Below are 17,471 nucleotides of genomic sequence, written 5' to 3' on the forward strand. Positions count from 1 at the left end.
TTGCCGCGTGGCTTCATCGCTTGTTAATGATAATACGCAGCAGTTTGTTGCAAGCGACAGGCCGAGCCGGAGAACATCCGCGCAGGCTGGCATGAAGCCGAAAAGTCGCCGCCGGTCAGCCCGGCCTGGCACCTTCACACACATCGCGGGCATCATTCCATGAGCAGCTTGACCACGAACGCTTTTGCGCTTGGCGCACTCACTGTCTTGCGCGGTGTCAACAAGGACCTGAGCACGGCCCAGCAGCAGGTGTCGTCCGGCTACCGTATCGGCTCTGCCGCTGACGATCCGTCCTACTGGTCGATGTCCATGACGATGAAGTCGGACAGCTCGAGCCTGAAGACCATCGGCGACGCGATGTCGCTTGGCGCCAGCAAGGTCGACACCGCCTACACCGCGATGACCTCGGTGATCGACGTGCTCACGGAGATCCAGGCAAAGCTCGTCAGCGCGAGCGAGACGGGTGTCGACAAGGACAAGCTCAATACGGATATCCAGGCACTCAAGGCGCAGTTGCAATCCACCGTCGAATCCGCGTCCTTTGCCGGTTCGAACTGGCTGTACAATTCGCAAGGGGTCGCCGACACGAGCCAGTCGGTCATCAGCAATTTCGTTCGCGGTACCTCAGGCCAGGTCACGCTCAACACGATCGACTACGATTCCTCGCAGTCCCTGATGATCGATACGGCCGATCCCAGCCGCGGCTTGCTCACCAAGACCGTCGATGCCAACAGCATCGCTTCCGACGGCACAGGCACGGCCCGCAATTACTATCTTCTGGCGCCGGCAGGCTCGACAGGGACGTCTGGAGGCACGGAAATCTCGCTGAGCGCCGCCACGACGTCCGGCCAGGTGACCGACATGCTAAATGTCACGCATTCGCTGCTGACGGCAGCAACGTCTGCGGCATCGAACATGGGCGTCACCAAGGCGCGCATCGACAGCCAGACGACCTTCGTTGCGGGTCTTCAGGACGCCATCGACACCAGTGTCGGCGACCTCGTGGATACCAACATGGAAGAGGCCTCGGCGCGCGTCACGTCTCTGACGACAGCCCAGCAACTGGGCGTCCAGTCGCTTTCCATTGCAAACACGATGGCCAGCAAGATCCTGGTCTTGCTGCAGAACGGCTGAGGGTCGATCGAACGGGCCGGGTGGCATCATTCACCTTCGCACAAGTTTGAACTCCTACTTTCCCGTCATCGGGTACGAACCTGTCGATCGAACGACTGGGCGTGCCGGACGGAATTTGCAGTCGCTTGACGGAACCGGAAGCGGAATGATCAACGTGTTGAACACCAAAGTCCCACCGACGGCGCCAGCCGCCGCACGTCTGAAGACGGTTTTCCGGCAGGCATTCGGGGTAGCATCATGACCCGGATGCTATCGCGTTACCTGAAGGACTTCGGTGCGGAGCAGCCGGCCCCGGCAGCCGCCCCGGCGCCGGTGCTCAGAAGCATGCCTTTCGAAGACACCATGATCTTTCCGGAACCGGAAGAACTACCGGTGGTCGATCTCGCGGCCGAGCGTCGCGAAGCCTATGCCGAAGGCCACGAGGCTGCCACGCTTTCGTTGTCCGAGGCGCACCAGGAGGAACTGGACGCGATCATGCTCGCCCATGAAGCGGCGCTGGAAGAATTGAAACAGAAATTTGAAACCGAAGCGGTGGAGCGCATCGCCGAGAATTTCAAGCAGATGGCGACTGCAATCGGTCTCGCCGTCAGTGCCGAGGTTGCTCGCGCGCTATCGCCGATCCTCACCGAAACGCTCACGCAGAAGGCAATCGACGAACTCGCAAGCCGCGTCACGGCGGCGGTTCTCGACGGCGCTGTGGGCCCGATTGCCGTTAGTGGACGGCGCGTCATGTTCGACAGCCTTGCCGCCAAGATCGATCCGGACGGCGTGCTTCTGACCTTCGTCGAGGCGCAGGACGTCGACCTCTGCGTTACCATTGGCGACGCCGTGCTCGTGACCCGCATGTCGGCCTGGGCCGATAGCCTGAGGAACGTCCTTTCATGAGCGACGCTGAAAATCACCACAACGGCAAGAATGAAATCATCATCATCAAGCGGCACGGCGGCGGCGACCACGAGGGTGGCCACGGCGGTGCCTGGAAGATCGCTTATGCCGACTTCATGACCGCTCTGATGGCCTTCTTCCTGGTGATGTGGCTGGTCAATGCATCGAATGCGGAAACCAAGGCGTCCGTTGCGTCCTATTTCAATCCCATCAAGCTTGCCGATACCAAGCCCACCGAAAAAGGCCTTAAAAAGCCTGTGGACGCGGCGGAAGGTGAGCAGAAGCAAGAAAAATCCAAGGAAAACTCCGACCAGCAGACCAATGGCGCCTCGGCCGCTTCCGGCGAGGACCAGACGTCGACGGCTGGCGACCAGACCAATTATTCCGAAGCCGATTTCTTCGAGAACCCCTATTCGGTTCTGTCGGAAATCGCCCAAGAGGTGGGTCAGCAGGCCAATGTCAGCGCCAAGGGCGATGGCGGTGCCAGCACCTCCGGTCCGGCAACCGGCGCCGATGGCGGCAAGGCCTACCGAGATCCCTTCGATCCCGATTTCTGGACAAAGCAGGTGAAGGTTACTCCTAGCTCCAAACCGGACGGCGGCGAAGCCAGCAAGACGGACGACGAGCCAAAGGGCGAGGTGGTTGCCATGGCAAAGGCCACCGCGTCCGATAACGGTCCGGTATCCGACAAGCCGCAAATACCCGAGACGCAGGCCTCTGCCAGCGATCAGGCGCAGCAACCGCCGCCCACCAATCCGCCGATTCCCGAAAAGATGCCGGAGGGTATGCAGAAGCCGATGGATGCTGCCGAGAAAGCAGCAGCCGATGCTGCGCAGGCTGCAGAGGCCGCTGCAGAAAAGGCTGCCGATGCGGCAAAGCCCGCATCGACCGCCGCCGAGACGCAGGATGCCAAGACGCTGCAGGCGACGATCCAGAAGGAGATCGGTGGCGTCGCCGGGAAACTCGCCGAAGGTCTGGTCGTCACACCGGCCGAGGGTGGGTTGCTGGTGACCATTTCGGACCAGAGCAACGATCCGATGTTCAATATCGGCTCAGCCGTGCCGCGCAAGGAGATGGTTCTGGCAATGGCGAAGATCGGCAAGATCCTTGCTGACCGCCCCGGCGCCATTGTGCTGCGCGGACACACCGACGGCCGGCAGTACAAAGCTGGCGAGAGCGACAACTGGCGCCTGTCGCTGGACCGCGCCCAGAGCGCCTATTACATGCTCGTCCACGGCGGCCTTGATGAGAAACGCATTTCGCAGGTCTCAGGCTTCGCAGACCGTCGCCTGAAGATGCCAGAGGACCCGTTCAACAACGCCAATCGTCGTATCGAGATCCTGGTTCAGGGGAGCCAGGGATAGTTCATGGCGCGCAGCAAGCATCGATACGGGCTGACGCTCACCCTGGCTCTCGGCGCGTTGTTGCCGGGAGTAGGGCATGCCGACGACAAGGATCTGGCGCCCTACAAGATGCTGAGATCCCTGCAGTTCGTGCAGGATTCGGTGGTGCTCGGCGATCACTCTGCCGAGGAGATGCAGCGCTTCATGTTGTCCACCATCGACGATCGCCTGCGATCTGCCGACAGGTCCGTCTTCGAGGATGTCCGCAATGTCGATGCGGCGCTGGTGTATACGATGAGCGGCGGTAATCCGGACACTCTGGAATTTTTGATGGCACGGGATGTCGACGGTCATTTCGACAACCGCGTCGCGGATGTCCTGCGCAAATACCTGAGTGGCAAAGGCCTTCTCATCGTCAAGACGCTGGCCGACACGGCCAAGGAATATCGCGACAAGAAGATCGGTCCCTACCTGTCGCTGGTCGCAGCCAATGTCATGAGCGCCAAGGACCCCAAGGCTGCTCTCAAGCTCTATGACTGGGCGCGCCTGACGAGCCCCGGGACAATCGTCGAAGAGGCGGCCCTCAGGCGCTCGATGGCTTTGTCGACCGAGGCAAAGATGGTTCCGCAAAGCCTTACCTACTCGCAGCTCTACGCCCGCCGCTTCCTGCATTCGCCCTATGCCAGCCAGTTTGCCGATCTCTTCGTAAAGCTCGTGGTCGATCACAACACCGAGATTAAGCCGGAGGACATAATCGATATCCTCTCCTTCATGGACGGGGCGCGAAAGCGTGAGGTTTATCTTCGTATCGCCAGGAGCGCGACTATTGCCGGCAAGAACGATCTAGCCCGGATGGCATCGGCCCAGGCGGCGGCTATTCCGAGCGATGGCGGCGACTCGTTCAACCAGCTTGCCAACTTCTACGGTGGCGTCGCCAATGTCTCGACGGACAAGGCTGACGCCGCGGCCCACGATATCAACGAAATTCCAGAGGGCGAGTTGAACGCCAGGGACCGGGCGCTGCGCGACGCTGCGAAGACGGTCGCCGACGCGGTGACGCGGCTTCCCGAGCCGCAAAGCCTGACGCAAGCTTCACGCACTAAGCCTGCTAACGGAGAGACCCGACACGATGGAGCCGCAAGCGTCGAGACGCTAGGGACGAAAAGTCCCGCTGCGGCGGCTGTCGGGCAAGGAGCCGCCGCAAGCGCGGCTCAACCCCATGATGGAGGGGGGCAGGATGCCGACTCTTCGTTCACCACATTCGTGACATCAAGCCAATCGAAGCTCGACGCGCTTGACGGACTTTTGAAGCAGGAAGGCAATTGACCATGGCCGGTATCGGTATCACCAGCGCTTCCGCCGGGTCTGATGTCGTTTCTCTTTCAAAAAGCAGCAGCCGGAGCAAGGGCTCGGGTAGCGATTCCCAGCGGTTCCAGGATGCGCTCAGCAGCTCCGGAAACAGCACGGATGCGAATGCCGCGTCTAAGCGCAGCACTGCCGATACAAATTCGGTCGACACGACCGCTTCTGAGCCCGATACCGGCAAGGCAACAGGCGAGACCCTGCTTCAAGCCAGCAACTCGGCCACTGGGTCGGCCACCCCGGCGCCAGTCGGCGACGGCACGTTGCTTCCCGTACCTCCGGTCGCGCCACCCGTGCCCGGCGCCCCCCTCGTTTCGCTGCCCGCTGCCCCGGTGGCCGTGCCCGCTGCCCTCGCTCTTGTCGTCCCTGCAGATGATGGTGCTGCGGTGAAATTGCCAGCCGCCGATATCGCCCAGCAGCTGGCCGATGTCGTTGCCGGCGCGGCGACAGGCGAGCCAGCCACACCCGTCAAAGGCGATCTTCCCGGCGTCAAGGGCAGCAAAAGCGGCGCTGACTCCGACGATAGCAAGGACGCCGATGCCAATGCATCAGACGCCAGTGTCGCCAACGGTGCGGTGGCTGACGTGCTGTCGCTGCTCGGAGCCGGTTTGTCGGCCGCCGTCATCCCCGCACAGACATCAGCCAGCGTTCTGGCCGCAGCCGGGCAGCTCCACACCGGCAATGGCAAGATCGATCCCGGCGCGGCCTCTGTTGCAAATGCGCTTCCAGCCGACGCCGCGGACGACAGCGGCGACGCTGTTGCCGTAGGCATGGCCATGCTGGCGCCGTCAATGGGCAGCGCTGGCCAGGGCAATGCCGTTGCCGGCACCTCAACCGACGGTGACGCCCCCGTAACCTTCAACGTCGATCGGGCGAGTGGCAAGGTACAGTCGCTGGATCTCTCAGCGAGCCGGAATGCTGACGATACGCCTCAGCTCGATATCAAATCGGCAAGCGGCGACACCGGGGCCACCGTTACGGTCCTCGACTCCCGACGTTTCGTCGGCCTCGCCGATGGCTCGAATTCGGCACTGGTTGCCAATTCGCTGACGGGCAACAAGGACTGGGCAGCGGCCATGCAGCCCAATGCGGCGCTGACCGGAGCATCGGCGACGACCAGTGCCAGCAAAGTCATGAACACTCTGAAAATTCAGATGAATCCGGATAATCTCGGGATCGTCACCGCGACCATGCGGCTTTCGGGCGAGCAGCTTTCCGTCGATCTCAAGGTCCATTCTGCCGAGGCCTACAGGCAGCTCAGCAACGACCAGAGCGCGATGATCGATTCACTGCGCCAGCAGGGCTACAGCGTCGATCGCATGACCGTGACCTACACCGCGCCGGACACATCGAGCAACAACCAGCAGAGCCCCCAGGGCCAGCAGCAGCAACAACCCGGCACAAGCCAGGGGCAGGGCAGCGATGGCCAGGCTCGCAGACAGAATTCAGGACGACAGGCCGGTGATCAAGATGGTATCTCGCGCGCAGGCAACGTGGGTACGGACGATAGCGTTGCTGGCAGTGCTCAGCGGGCTCGTGCCGGGGGCGTCTATCTCTGACGCCAGCGCTTCCACCACGGAAGGAATGTGCGAGCGGGAAATCCAGGCGGCGGCGCTGAAATACGGAATTCCCGAAGGCATACTCTACTCGGTCGGGTTGACCGAAACGGGCCGCAAGGGCTCCCTCTACCCCTTCGCCATGAATATCGAAGGCAAGCCATTTTTCCCGGCATCTGAAAATGCGGCACTGCAGCTCTTCGCGCAAGCGCATCAGAGCGGTGCCAAATTGATCGATATTGGTTGTATGCAGATCAACCAATACTTTCATGGCGAGAACTTCGCGTCGGTCGAGGCGATGTTCGATCCGCACAGCAATGTCGAATATGCGGCCAAGTTTTTGAGCGTTTTGCACGACAAGCACGAGACCTGGACGATGGCGGTGGCGCGCTATCATGCGGGTCCGAACAACAACCCGGCGCAGAAGGTTTACGTCTGTCGGGTGATCGCCAATCTCGTCGCCACCGGTTACGGAAAATGGACGCCTAACGCAGCCACATTTTGCCGGGAATGACCCCCGATAAAGTTGTATTAATGCCACATTTTAGCGCTTCTCAATATGGCGAGAACGTGAACGAAAAAGGCATGGCAATAGCCGTCTTCAAAATGTATTAATTTTTCCACCGCTTTCTTGTGTTAAAATGATGCGCCACCCACTAGATGTGGTTCAAATCGGGGCGTCAAACTTAAGCAATTATTAACTCTCGCCACTCACTTCCCACAGTTGTTCGCGATTCGCTCGATTCGTACCCATAGCGACATTGGAAACATCCACAACTGATTCGGAGGCGGCGAATGATCGTAGTGGTTGACGAACGCGGACTTGTTAAAGACGGCTACACATCTCTCTTTGGGCGAGAGGGAATTCCTTCAACGGGGTTCGACCCCGAGGAGTTCGGCGAGTGGGTCCAGACGGCAGCAGATAGCGATATCGCGGCAGTCGAGGCCTTCCTCATCGGCCAGGGCGAGCATGTACATCAGCTCCCCCGGGCGATCCGCGATCGGACACTTGCGCCGGTCATCGCGGTCAGCGATCACCCCTCGCTTGAAGCGACGCTTGCACTTTTTGATTGTGGTGTCGACGATGTCGTCCGCAAGCCAGTGCACCCTCGCGAGATCCTGGCACGGGCAGCGGCCATCCGCCGTCGCCTGAAGGCCGTTGCAAATTTCACCGACGTCGGTGCCATCCGGGTTTTCTCCGATGGCCGCGATCCGGAAGTGCACGGCGAAGTTTTCGCCCTGCCGCGCCGCGAGCGCCGCATCTTGGAATATCTGATTTCCAACCGCGGACGTCGCGTCACCAAGACCCAGATCTTCAACGCGATCTACGGCATCTTCGACGAAGAAGTCGAAGAGAACGTCGTCGAAAGCCATATCTCCAAGCTGCGCAAGAAGCTGCGCAGGAAGCTCGGCTTCGACCCGGTCGATTCCAAGCGTTTCCTTGGCTACTGCATCGACTGGAGCTAAGCCTGCGGCTTCGACTGGGAATGATTTCCAGTCGATTTTGAACTACCCGAAAAGCCGCCTCATGATGATCTGCTTTTCCTCTCCCCACCAGACAGCTTCACGCAAGGCCCATTGATTAGTCTTGCGATAACGGGAAAACGAGGATTTCAGATGAGTCTTTTCGGTAGCATGAAGACGGCGGTTTCGGGGATGAATGCCCAAGCAAACCGCTTGAGCACGGTCTCCGACAACATCGCCAATTCGGCAACGACGGGCTACAAGTCCTCGTCGACAAGCTTTTCATCGCTCGTCCTGCCGACCACGGCCGGCACTTACAGTTCCGGTGGTGTTGCCACCTCGGTACAGTATGCGATTTCACAGCAGGGCGGTCTCTCCTACACCTCGTCCACGACGGACTTGGCCATCCAGGGCGAAGGATTTTTCGTCGTCCAGGATGCGGCCGGAACCCCTTACCTGACACGCGCCGGTGACTTTTCGCCGGATGCAAACGGCAACCTGGTCAATGCTGCGGGCTACAGCCTTATGGGTTATTCCTACGGCTCCGGTTCGCCGTCGGTGGTCGTCAACGGCTTTGATGGTCTCGTGCCAATCAATACGGAATCCCAGGGCCTGACGGCTGTCGCATCCACCACAGCTTCGTTCTCCGGCAATCTCGATTCGACAGCGGCAGTCGCCACCGGTAACTTGCCCGCAAGCAACACGGCTCCGGTGACAACCGATACCAAGAAGACTTCGCTGATTGCCTACGATACCCAGGGCAACAAGGTGCAGTACGACTTCTACTACACGAAGACGGCGGCTGATACCTGGGACGTCTCGGTCTATCGCGGCTCCGATGCCGCCACCGGCGGCACGTCATCCTTTCCGTATTCATCTGCAGCAGTCGGCTCCGGGACGTTGGCCTTCGATTCCAGCGGCAAGATTACCAGTGGTGGTACGCTTGCCATCAGCGACCCCAATGCTGTCAGTGGTACACAAGACATCGCTGTCGACATCTCGGGCTTCTCGCAGCTCGCCGCCTCTTTCGGCGCGACCGGCAAGGCAGACGGTCAGGCACCGAGCGCAGTCAACAAGGTCACCGTCGGCACCGATGGCACCGTAACGGCGCAATATGCAGACGGCACCAGCAAGCCACTGTATCGCATTCCGCTGGCGAATGTGGCGAGCCCGGACAATCTGACGGTTCTCAGCGGCAACGTTTACTCCGCCAATGGACAGTCAGGCGTGACGGTCACCGGTTTCCCGCAGTCGAGCGGTCTTGGCTACATCCAGGCAGGGGCGTTGGAAGAATCCAACGTCGATCTCGCCGGCGAACTGACGACGATGATCCAGGCACAGAAAAGCTATACGGCGAATTCCAAGGTGTTTCAGACCGGTTCGGATCTGATGGACGTTCTTGTGAACCTCGTCCGATAATAAATTAAGGTACTGCCGAGCATGACACTCACCCAGGCACTCAATACCGCGCAGGCGATCTTCAACAACACGGGCAAGCAAAGCGCCGTCGTGTCGAACAACATCGCCAACTCCAGCAACGCGGATTACACCCGACGTCAGGCGATGACTACCATCTCCGCCGACGGTGCGACGGTGGTACAGATTGCCCGCTCGGCAGAACCCTCGCTTCAGCGCCAGCTGCTGGCGTCAACCTCGGCAGATGCCGCCCAGCAGCGGCTTCTGACCGGCCTCGGCGATATCCAGTCGACGATCGGCGGCAACGACAGCGAGACAGCGCCGTCAACCTACCTTGCCAATTTCCGAGAGGCTCTCCAGGCTTATGCTGCGGCCCCGAACAGCAACACGACAGCGCAGGCCGCTGTGACGGCGGCCCAGGACGTTGCAAATTCGCTGAACCAGTCTACTGCATCGGTGCAGACCATCCGCACCAATGCCGACAAGGAAATCGCTACCACTGTCGGTACGCTGAACTCACTGCTCGGCCAGTTCCAGACCGCCAACGATGCCGTCAAGACGGCGACGGGCTCGGGCGCAGACGCCAACAACGCGCTCGATCAGCGCGATGCGATCCTCAAGCAGATCTCTTCCATCGTAGGGGTCAAGACGGTCAATCGCGCTAACGGCGACATGGCACTGTATACGTCTGACGGCGCGACCCTGTTTGAAACACTTCCCCGGGCAGTCACCTTCACCCCGACCAATGGCTATTCGGCCGGTAGCCCCAGCAACAGCGTCTATATCGACGGCGTTGCCCTCGCACCGGGAAGTGGCGCCAACACCACGGCCAAGGGTACGCTGCAGGCTCTGCTTCAGATCCGCGACGTCGAGGCACCGACCTATCAGAAGCAACTGGACGAGATCGGCCGCGGCCTGGTCACGATGTTCTCCGAGACCAACACGACGGATGGTTCCAAGCTCCCGGGCCTGTTCACTTATACGGACTCCGGCGGCAATCCGGGCGACACGCCGACATCGGCTACCGTTATCGACGGCATGGCTGCCTCGATCACCGTCAATCCGGCGGTCATTACCTCGGCGGGCGGCAACCCGAACCTTCTGCGCGATGGTGGTATCAACGGTACCGACTACGTCAACAATACGTCCGGCGACGCAGGCTATTCAACGCAGCTGGATGCTTACGACACGGCAATGGGCACAGCCATAGATTTCGATCCCAGCGCCGGCGTCGACAGCAATTCCAGCATCATGGATTTTGCATCGAACTCAGTCGGCTGGGTGGAAAGCGAACGCAGCGCCGCATCGACCGCAGCTGAAAATACGGCAGCTTCCTCGTCTCGCTCGACGGAAGCCTATTCGAACGGAACGGGGGTCAACCTCGACGAAGAACTCACTTTGATGATGGACATCGAGCAGTCCTACAAGGCCGGCACAAAAATCCTGAGCGCGGTCAACGATATGCTCACTGCCCTCCTTCAACTGAACTGACGGGTTAAGCCATGAAACTCTCCGCCATCTCAAGTAGTGCCATTCAGAACGCCATGCGGCTGACGATCAAGCAGTCGCAGAACGAGATGACCAAGGCCTCTCTGGAGGCAACGACTGGCGTCTATGCCGACATGGGCGTATCGCTGGGTGGCAACATCTCGCAGAGCATCGACATGACGCGCGACGTTTCCCGTCTCGACTCGCTTACGGCCAGCAATTCCACGGCGGCGGCGCGCATGACCGCGACGCAAAGCGGGCTTGCGGATATGACGAGCCAGTCGCAGACATTCCTGGATCAGCTGGTAGCCTTGCAGGGCAATCAAGATGCAAGCAGCATCGCGCTGTCCCAGACCACGGCAACATCGACGATCTCCTCCTTCGTTGCCGACGCAAACACGCAGCTGAACGGTCAGTACATCTTTGCGGGCACCAATACCGACGTCCAGCCCGTCACCGATCAGACCACGGCCGCAACGGCAGCAATACAGTCGGCACTCACAGACTACATGGCGGCCCAGTCGCCACCGGTGACTGCCAAGAGCGACCTGACTGCCGACCAGATGAACGATTTCATCAGCACCAAGGTGCAGCCGATGTTCCTGGACGACACGTCGCCGGCCCCGAACTGGAGCAGCTGGTCGAGTGCTTCCGACCAGAACATGACAAGCCGGATCAACAACTCCGAAGTGATCGAGACGTCGACGAACAGCAACGCTTCCGGCATGCGCTACATGGCGCTGTCGGCCACGGTCGCAAAGGCGCTGATGGGAACCGATATCAGCAAGGCGGCGCTGAACGCGGTGACGACGAACGCCATCAGCTTCGCCCGCCAGGGCATCGACGGCATGAATGCGCAGGCCAGCCAGCTTGGCCTGTCGCAGTCCCGGGTCACCAAGGCGAACGACGCCATCAGTGCCCAGAAGGACATCATCAACAACCGGATCGTCGACCTCCAGGGCGTCGATCCATACGAGGCATCTACCAAGGTCAACAGTTTGGAAACCCAGCTGCAGACTGCCTACACCATAGTCTCGAAAATTCAGCAGTTGAGTCTCGTAAATTACCTTTGATGATCAAAGGGGCGTAATGACCAGGAAGGATGCATGAATGTATCAGTTCTCATATGCAGAAATCATGCAGGACGCAGTGGCCGACGCCAAGGAGCGGGAACGCCAGGTCCTTGATCGGTCGGTCGCTCTTCTGACGGCTGCGATGCAAAAAGAAAAATACGGTCGAGAATCGATCGAGGCACTTTTTTACACAAGACGTGTCTGGGTTGCCTTCATCGAGGATCTCAAGAACCCCGAAAATCAGCTTGATGTCACCCTGCGTGCGAACCTTATCTCTATCGCCATCTGGATCTTGAAGGAATGCGACAGGATCAGGCGACGGAAGTCGACAAACTACCAGGGTATCATCGACGTCACAACCATCATCAGGGATGGACTTAAATGAAAAGTACACTTCGCATATCGCTTAAAGCCGGCGAACGGATCTTCATCAACGGAGCCGTGCTGCGCGTCGACCGCAAGGTCGCTCTCGAATTCCTGAACGACGTGACATTCCTCCTGGAAAACCACGTTCTCCAGCCCGAGGACGCAACGACTCCATTGCGCCAGCTCTATTTCATCGCCCAGATGATCCTGATCAATCCGGAAGGCAAGGATCAGTCGACGGTGCTGTTCCGCAAGTCGATCGTCATGCTGCTCAGCTGCTTCAAGAATGAAGAAGTCCTGGCCGAACTGAAGCGCATCGACGGGCTGGTCGCGACCGGCAAGGCATTCGATGCACTGAAGTCTATCCGCGGCCTCTACGTCGTTGAAGACAGCATCCTCAACAGCCCGGAAATGCCGGCTGCCACCATTGAGCAGATCCGCCGAGAAATCGCACCATGGCGGTAACACCAGTCAGCACCGTCGCAGGTGCTACCGCGACGGGGGCCACGGCAACTGCTACCGCCACGGGGACAAGCAGCGCCGCAGCAACCAACGCGACGACTGCGGCGGCAAGCGCATCGCTGAACTACAACGACTTCCTTCAGCTGCTGATTGCCCAGATGAAGACGCAGGATCCGACGTCACCGATGGACGCCAGCGCGCAGATCTCGCAGCTCGCCAGCTTCTCGCAGGTGGAACAGCAGATCAAGACGAACGCCCATCTGGAAACTGTCCTGTCGAACCAGATGCTGTCCCAGGCGGCAAGCTACGTCGGCAAGACGATCGTCAGCGCCGATGCCACGGTAACCGGCGTCGTCAAGGAAGTCAGCGTCTATTCGGACGGTATCCTTGCAATTACCGCTGCCGGCGATAAGGTCCTGATACAGCCGGGAATCAGTGTCACCGACGGAACAGTGGTGAAGCCGACAGGCACGAGCACGACGACAGACACCGCTTCGACAGCCAAATAGAGCTTTCGATCTGGCTTCAGTCACTCCTGCTGTGGAGGTCCACTGAAACCGAAAATATATTGGCGCGGTCGCGGCTGGCGAGCGTGCCTTGAACACAGGAAATTGGCCGAGATGAACGAAGCCGATGCATTGGATATCTTTCAGGCGGCGATCTGGACCGTGCTGATATCGGCCGGTCCGGCGGTTGCCGCAGCGATGATCGTCGGCATCGTCATTGCGCTCGTCCAAGCGCTGACGCAGGTTCAGGAAGCGACCTTGACGTTCGTGCCGAAGATTGTCGCTGTTTTCGTGACGATCGGCATCACGGCGCCGTTTGTCGGTTCGCAGATCGGCATTTTCACTAATCTGGTCTTTTCCCGTATCCAGTCTGGCTTCTAGCGGACCAGATCGGGCTGCAGGCGTGTGAGCCATCCTCGCGCAAGCTTCATCCCGTAACTCGACAGGAGAATACGGCAAGCGGTTCGTCCGCCGGCCTCCTCTCATGAAGAGACGGACCTGAAGAATGGCGTTACCTCCTTCGCTGCCCCTGCCGAAAGTCGCCCCGAGTTTCCGCGACGTAGGATTTGCCGTCGGCATCGTCTCGATGCTCTGCATCCTGTTCCTGCCGATCCCGCCGTTCCTCATCGACATGGGCCTGGCTTTCTCGATCGCGCTGTCCGTCCTCATCCTGATGGTCGCGCTGTGGATCCAGAAGCCGCTTGAATTCTCGTCGTTCCCGACCATTCTTCTGATCGCCACGATGACCCGCCTGGCGCTGAATATCGCGACGACGCGCGTGATCCTGGCCCATGGCTACGAGGGCGACTATGCGGCCGGCGGCGTTATTGCAGGCTTCGCCAATCTCGTCATGTCCGGCGACTTCGTCATCGGACTGATCGTCTTCCTGATTCTCATCACCATCAACTTCATAGTCATCACCAAGGGTGCAACGCGTATCGCTGAAGTCGGCGCCCGCTTCACCCTCGATGCCATTCCCGGCAAGCAGATGGCCATCGACGCCGACCTTTCGGCCGGCCTCATCGACGAGCGAGAGGCACAGCGCCGGCGCAAGGAGCTGGAAGAGGAGAGTTCCTTCTTCGGCGCGATGGACGGTGCGTCGAAGTTCGTGCGCGGCGATGCGGTCGCCGGCCTGATCATCACCTCGATCAACATCTTCGGCGGCATCATCATCGGCTATTTCCGCCATGGCATGCCGATCGGCCAGGCGGCCGATGTGTTCGTCAAGCTTTCGGTCGGTGACGGCCTTGTGGCGCAGATGCCGGCGCTGATCATCTCGCTTGCAGCCGGCCTGCTCGTTTCGCGCGGCGGCACGTCAGGGTCCACCGACCAGGCCGTCGTCAACCAGCTGAGCGGCTATCCTCGTGCGCTCGGCGTTGCCGCCGGCATGATGTGCCTGCTGGCTATCATGCCCGGACTTCCGTTCATTCCGTTCATCACACTTGGCGGCATCATGGGCGCCGGCGCCTGGTTCATCCCGCGCCAGGCAGAGGCTCTCAACAAGCTCCGCCGCGACGCCGAAGAACAGAAGGTCAGCCAGTCCAAGGATCTCGAGAAGGATTCGGTCAAGAACGTCCTCAAGACCTCCGAGATCGAGCTGGCACTCGGCAAGATCGTCTCGACAAGGCTGCTCGGCGCCCATCAGGAACTGGCATTCCGCGTCGGCAAGATGCGCAAGAAGTTCGCCTCGCAATACGGCTTCGTGGTTCCGGAGATCAAGGTCACCGACGATATCTCCATTGCCGACAAATCCTACCAGATCCGAATCCACGGCACGACCATCGCGTCCAACCTGCTGCGCGTGGGCGAAGTCCTGGTGGTCACCGGCGCCGGCCGCAAGCCGACCGTTCCGGGCGACGATATCCGCGAACCAGCCTTCGGCATGCCGGCCGTCTCGGTCCTCGAAGCCTTCACGGAAGACCTCAAGCGCGAAGGCTTCCAGCCGATCGACAACGTCTCGGTGGTGCTCACCCACATGAGCGAAGTCATCCGGAACAACCTTCCGGCGCTGCTGTCCTACAAGGACGTCAAGATCCTGATCGATCGCCTCGACCCGGAATACAAGAAGCTCGCCGATGAGATCTGCTCCTCGCACATGTCCTACTCGGGCCTGCAAGCCGTGCTGAAGCTGCTGCTTGCCGAGCGCGTGTCCATCCGCAACCTGCATCTCATTCTCGAAGCGGTCGCCGAACTGGCGCCGCATGTGCGCAAGACCGAGCAGATCGTCGAGCACGTCCGGGTCCGCATGTCGCAGCAGCTCTGCGGCGACCTTGCCGACAATGGTGTGCTGCGCGTCCTGCGGCTGGGCTCGAAATGGGATCTGGTGTTCCACCAGGCATTGAAGCGCGATCCAAAGGGCGAAATCATCGAGTTCGACATCGATCCACGCAATCTCGAGGAATTCAGCGAGCAGGCGACGCGAGTTATCCGTGAATTCATGGACAAGGGCTTGCCTTTCGTACTTGTCACGTCGCCGGAAACACGCTCCTATGTGCGCATGATCATCGAACGCCTGTTTGCGACGCTGCCTGTCCTGTCGCATGTGGAATTGGCCAAGGGAATCGAGATCAAGATTCTGGGCGCTATTTCATGATTACAGACCCTCAGGGGACCGTCCTCGCACTCTTTTTGTGCTTCTGTCGCATCGGCGGCTGCGTGATGGTTCTCCCGGGGTTCTCATCGGCCCGCGTGCCGCAGCAGATTCGCGTGCTGCTGGCGGTGGCGCTGTCGATGGCGGTTCTGCCAGTGCTGTGGGACACTATCTATCCGAAGGCCTCACTCGGTGGGCCGCAATATGTGATGCTGATCGCCACCGAATCGCTGATCGGCGTGATGTATGGAATGATGGCCCGGCTCTATACGCTGGGATTGCAGTTCGCCGGGACGATCATCGCCATGATGATCGGTTTGACGTCTCCGGGCGGTGCCGATCCGGTGGAAGACGGCAGCGAAACCGCCATTTCCGGCGTGATTACCTTCTGCGGCCTGATGATCCTCTTCATCATGGATTTCCACCACTACGTTTTCCGCGCGCTTATCGATTCCTACACGCTGATCCCCTTCGGCGGTCATATCGAGATGCAGGCGACGCTGATCTCTTTTACCGATACCCTGCAGGCGACCACCTACATCATGCTGCGGCTTGCCAGCCCTTTTCTGATCTACGGCCTGATGTTCCAGGTTTCGATCGGCTTCATCAATAAGCTCGCACCTCAGATCCCGGTCTACTTCATCTCTACGCCCTATCTGCTGATGGGCGGACTTTTCATGCTCTATCTCAGTCTGGCGGCGATGATCAGCCAGTTTTCCGATGCGTTCCTCAGCGTCTACAACGGTCATTAGCGGGCAGGGCACGAAATGGCGGAACAGAGCCGATCCAAGAAACTGAAGCGTCTCGTGGCCGTTCAGCGCCATCTGGAGCAGATGGCCGAGCAGGAGCTGGCGGAGGCCATGCGCGTGCGCGCCGAGGTCGGGCACTCCATCGACCAGGTGGTGGATGCCATCGGCTCGATCGATGTAGTGCATATGGCCTTTGCCCAGCAATATGCCTGGCGGTTGGGTCGCCTGACACTGCGCGACCAGCAGCTTGAGGGTATGCAGGCGCTTATCGAGATGAATGTGCTGAAGGAGCGGACCAAGGCGGACCGGCTCGAGGAGCATATGATGGATGCCCGCGCCGCAGAATTACGCGAATCCGACGACAATGCGGTCTACGATATCATCGATCAGCGATTTGCCGCCGTCGCACCAGCCTCCAGCAAGGTTCAAAAACCATAGTCGTCACGAGTTCATACGAAAGGAACGTGACGTGGCTATTTCGCCCCCCAGTGATTTGGTCCTGGATGTTGTAAGAGCAGCCGACCCGACAGACCTGCAGGCAGCGCAGGCCAAGCTTCAGGCCAACCGCGCAGCCTTTGCCGCCACCAGCCTTGCAGAAGCCGGAAACGGCTTTGCGTCGACGGTCGACGTTCTGAACAAGGCCGGCACGCAGGCGGGTCTCGCCAATGCCAACGAACGATCGACGACGGGCAAGGTGCCTGCCGCCTATCAGAAGTTCGAGGCCATGGTCCTCCAGAATTTCGTCAAGAACATCCTGCCAAACAGCGACACGCTCTACGGCAAGGGTACTGCCGGTGAAATGTGGAAGGGCATGATGGCCGAACAGCTCGGTAACACCATGGCCAAGGATGGCGGCGTCGGCATCGCAGCGAAGATGTACCACGAGCAGCTTTCCAAGACCCGGGGAACCGGCGCCGACCACGTCGAGACGAGCGACAACGACAAGCGGCAGGCACTCAGCATGATCGACGACTTCGAGCGCAAGACGTTCGGAACGCCGTCGGCAGAAAACGACAATACCGGTACGACCGTGACCAATCAGGATTCCCTGACGTCGCAGAAAGTGTAAGTGGGGCA

The 17,471-nt window shown here is 59.8% G+C and carries 18 protein-coding genes; all 18 read left to right on the forward strand.

The features are described from left to right. The first annotated feature begins 159 nt into the window (after positions 1-159). The 18 genes from J5274_RS07275 to J5274_RS07360 all read left to right on the forward strand — a co-directional run bounded on the left by J5274_RS07275 (position 160) and on the right by J5274_RS07360 (position 17,463). Positions 160-1,134, forward strand: a complete 975-nt coding sequence (locus tag J5274_RS07275) for a flagellin (RefSeq protein ID WP_142824017.1) — start codon at positions 160-162, stop codon at positions 1,132-1,134. A gap of 237 nt (positions 1,135-1,371) precedes the next feature. Next, a complete protein-coding gene (locus tag J5274_RS07280; RefSeq protein WP_142824018.1) occupies positions 1,372-2,019 on the forward strand; it encodes a hypothetical protein in 648 nt (215 codons plus the stop codon). Then, positions 2,016-3,383 carry a MotB family protein gene (locus J5274_RS07285; protein ID WP_142824019.1) on the forward strand — a complete coding sequence of 456 codons (1,368 nt, stop codon included), beginning with the start codon at positions 2,016-2,018 and terminating at the stop codon, positions 3,381-3,383. Before J5274_RS07280 ends, J5274_RS07285 begins: the two co-directional genes overlap by 4 nt. 3 nt (positions 3,384-3,386) lie before the next feature. Then, positions 3,387-4,688, forward strand: a complete 1,302-nt coding sequence (motC, locus tag J5274_RS07290; protein ID WP_219274896.1) for a chemotaxis protein MotC — start codon at positions 3,387-3,389, stop codon at positions 4,686-4,688. A gap of 2 nt (positions 4,689-4,690) precedes the next feature. Beyond that, a complete protein-coding gene (locus J5274_RS07295; RefSeq protein WP_142824021.1) occupies positions 4,691-6,283 on the forward strand; it encodes a flagellar hook-length control protein FliK in 1,593 nt (530 codons plus the stop codon). Then, on the forward strand, positions 6,195-6,794 hold the full coding sequence (locus J5274_RS07300; RefSeq protein ID WP_142824451.1) for a transglycosylase SLT domain-containing protein: 600 nt from the start codon (positions 6,195-6,197) through the stop codon (positions 6,792-6,794). The genes J5274_RS07295 and J5274_RS07300 overlap by 89 nt, the downstream gene beginning before the upstream one ends. 281 nt (positions 6,795-7,075) lie before the next feature. Further along, on the forward strand, positions 7,076-7,747 hold the full coding sequence (gene rem, locus J5274_RS07305) for a transcriptional activator Rem (RefSeq protein ID WP_142824022.1): 672 nt from the start codon (positions 7,076-7,078) through the stop codon (positions 7,745-7,747). A 150-nt stretch (positions 7,748-7,897) separates the two neighbouring features. Further along, entirely contained in the window at positions 7,898-9,163 is a 1,266-nt protein-coding gene (locus tag J5274_RS07310) for a flagellar hook protein FlgE (RefSeq protein ID WP_142824023.1), read from the forward strand. A gap of 21 nt (positions 9,164-9,184) precedes the next feature. Continuing rightward, the gene (flgK, locus tag J5274_RS07315) at positions 9,185-10,651 is read left to right on the forward strand and encodes a flagellar hook-associated protein FlgK (RefSeq protein WP_142824024.1); all 1,467 of its coding nucleotides are present in this window, start codon (positions 9,185-9,187) and stop codon (positions 10,649-10,651) included. 11 nt (positions 10,652-10,662) lie between these two features. Further along, positions 10,663-11,721: a flagellar hook-associated family protein gene (locus J5274_RS07320; protein ID WP_142824025.1), complete on the forward strand. Its 1,059-nt coding sequence runs from the start codon at positions 10,663-10,665 to the stop codon at positions 11,719-11,721. 37 nt (positions 11,722-11,758) lie between these two features. Beyond that, positions 11,759-12,106, forward strand: a complete 348-nt coding sequence (gene flaF / locus J5274_RS07325) for a flagellar biosynthesis regulator FlaF (RefSeq protein ID WP_111216860.1) — start codon at positions 11,759-11,761, stop codon at positions 12,104-12,106. After that, complete coding sequence (gene flbT / locus J5274_RS07330; RefSeq protein ID WP_111216862.1) at positions 12,103-12,552, forward strand: flagellar biosynthesis repressor FlbT; 450 nt, start codon at positions 12,103-12,105, stop codon at positions 12,550-12,552. The genes flaF and flbT overlap by 4 nt, the downstream gene beginning before the upstream one ends. Next, positions 12,543-13,058, forward strand: a complete 516-nt coding sequence (gene flgD, locus J5274_RS07335; RefSeq protein ID WP_142824026.1) for a flagellar hook assembly protein FlgD — start codon at positions 12,543-12,545, stop codon at positions 13,056-13,058. The genes flbT and flgD overlap by 10 nt, the downstream gene beginning before the upstream one ends. 111 nt (positions 13,059-13,169) lie before the next feature. Then, a complete protein-coding gene (fliQ, locus tag J5274_RS07340; RefSeq protein WP_111216865.1) occupies positions 13,170-13,436 on the forward strand; it encodes a flagellar biosynthesis protein FliQ in 267 nt (88 codons plus the stop codon). A gap of 124 nt (positions 13,437-13,560) precedes the next feature. Then, positions 13,561-15,648 carry a flagellar biosynthesis protein FlhA gene (flhA, locus tag J5274_RS07345; RefSeq protein ID WP_142824027.1) on the forward strand — a complete coding sequence of 696 codons (2,088 nt, stop codon included), beginning with the start codon at positions 13,561-13,563 and terminating at the stop codon, positions 15,646-15,648. Next, on the forward strand, positions 15,645-16,397 hold the full coding sequence (fliR, locus tag J5274_RS07350) for a flagellar biosynthetic protein FliR (RefSeq protein ID WP_142824028.1): 753 nt from the start codon (positions 15,645-15,647) through the stop codon (positions 16,395-16,397). The genes flhA and fliR overlap by 4 nt, the downstream gene beginning before the upstream one ends. A 15-nt stretch (positions 16,398-16,412) precedes the next feature. Beyond that, a complete protein-coding gene (locus J5274_RS07355) occupies positions 16,413-16,832 on the forward strand; it encodes a hypothetical protein (protein ID WP_142824029.1) in 420 nt (139 codons plus the stop codon). Positions 16,833-16,863: 31 nt separating this feature from the next. After that, the gene (locus J5274_RS07360) at positions 16,864-17,463 is read left to right on the forward strand and encodes a rod-binding protein (protein ID WP_111217405.1); all 600 of its coding nucleotides are present in this window, start codon (positions 16,864-16,866) and stop codon (positions 17,461-17,463) included. Positions 17,464-17,471: the final 8 nt, after the last annotated feature.

The organism is Rhizobium sp. L51/94, assembly GCF_019355555.1.
Taxonomy (GTDB): Bacteria; Pseudomonadota; Alphaproteobacteria; order Rhizobiales; family Rhizobiaceae; genus Rhizobium; species Rhizobium rhododendri.

Excerpts from the sequence above, each read along its gene's own strand:
- J5274_RS07275 (WP_142824017.1), top strand. The coding sequence starts at position 160 with ATGAGCAGCTTGACCACGAACGCTTTTGCGCTTGGCGCACTCACTGTC.
- J5274_RS07280 (WP_142824018.1), top strand. The coding sequence starts at position 1,372 with ATGACCCGGATGCTATCGCGTTACCTGAAGGACTTCGGTGCGGAGCAG.
- J5274_RS07285 (WP_142824019.1), top strand. The coding sequence starts at position 2,016 with ATGAGCGACGCTGAAAATCACCACAACGGCAAGAATGAAATCATCATC.
- motC (WP_219274896.1), top strand. The coding sequence starts at position 3,387 with ATGGCGCGCAGCAAGCATCGATACGGGCTGACGCTCACCCTGGCTCTC.
- J5274_RS07295 (WP_142824021.1), top strand. The coding sequence starts at position 4,691 with ATGGCCGGTATCGGTATCACCAGCGCTTCCGCCGGGTCTGATGTCGTT.
- J5274_RS07300 (WP_142824451.1), top strand. The coding sequence starts at position 6,195 with ATGGTATCTCGCGCGCAGGCAACGTGGGTACGGACGATAGCGTTGCTG.
- rem (WP_142824022.1), top strand. The coding sequence starts at position 7,076 with ATGATCGTAGTGGTTGACGAACGCGGACTTGTTAAAGACGGCTACACA.
- J5274_RS07310 (WP_142824023.1), top strand. The coding sequence starts at position 7,898 with ATGAGTCTTTTCGGTAGCATGAAGACGGCGGTTTCGGGGATGAATGCC.
- flgK (WP_142824024.1), top strand. The coding sequence starts at position 9,185 with ATGACACTCACCCAGGCACTCAATACCGCGCAGGCGATCTTCAACAAC.
- J5274_RS07320 (WP_142824025.1), top strand. The coding sequence starts at position 10,663 with ATGAAACTCTCCGCCATCTCAAGTAGTGCCATTCAGAACGCCATGCGG.
- flaF (WP_111216860.1), top strand. The coding sequence starts at position 11,759 with ATGTATCAGTTCTCATATGCAGAAATCATGCAGGACGCAGTGGCCGAC.
- flbT (WP_111216862.1), top strand. The coding sequence starts at position 12,103 with ATGAAAAGTACACTTCGCATATCGCTTAAAGCCGGCGAACGGATCTTC.
- flgD (WP_142824026.1), top strand. The coding sequence starts at position 12,543 with ATGGCGGTAACACCAGTCAGCACCGTCGCAGGTGCTACCGCGACGGGG.
- fliQ (WP_111216865.1), top strand. The coding sequence starts at position 13,170 with ATGAACGAAGCCGATGCATTGGATATCTTTCAGGCGGCGATCTGGACC.
- flhA (WP_142824027.1), top strand. The coding sequence starts at position 13,561 with ATGGCGTTACCTCCTTCGCTGCCCCTGCCGAAAGTCGCCCCGAGTTTC.
- fliR (WP_142824028.1), top strand. The coding sequence starts at position 15,645 with ATGATTACAGACCCTCAGGGGACCGTCCTCGCACTCTTTTTGTGCTTC.
- J5274_RS07355 (WP_142824029.1), top strand. The coding sequence starts at position 16,413 with ATGGCGGAACAGAGCCGATCCAAGAAACTGAAGCGTCTCGTGGCCGTT.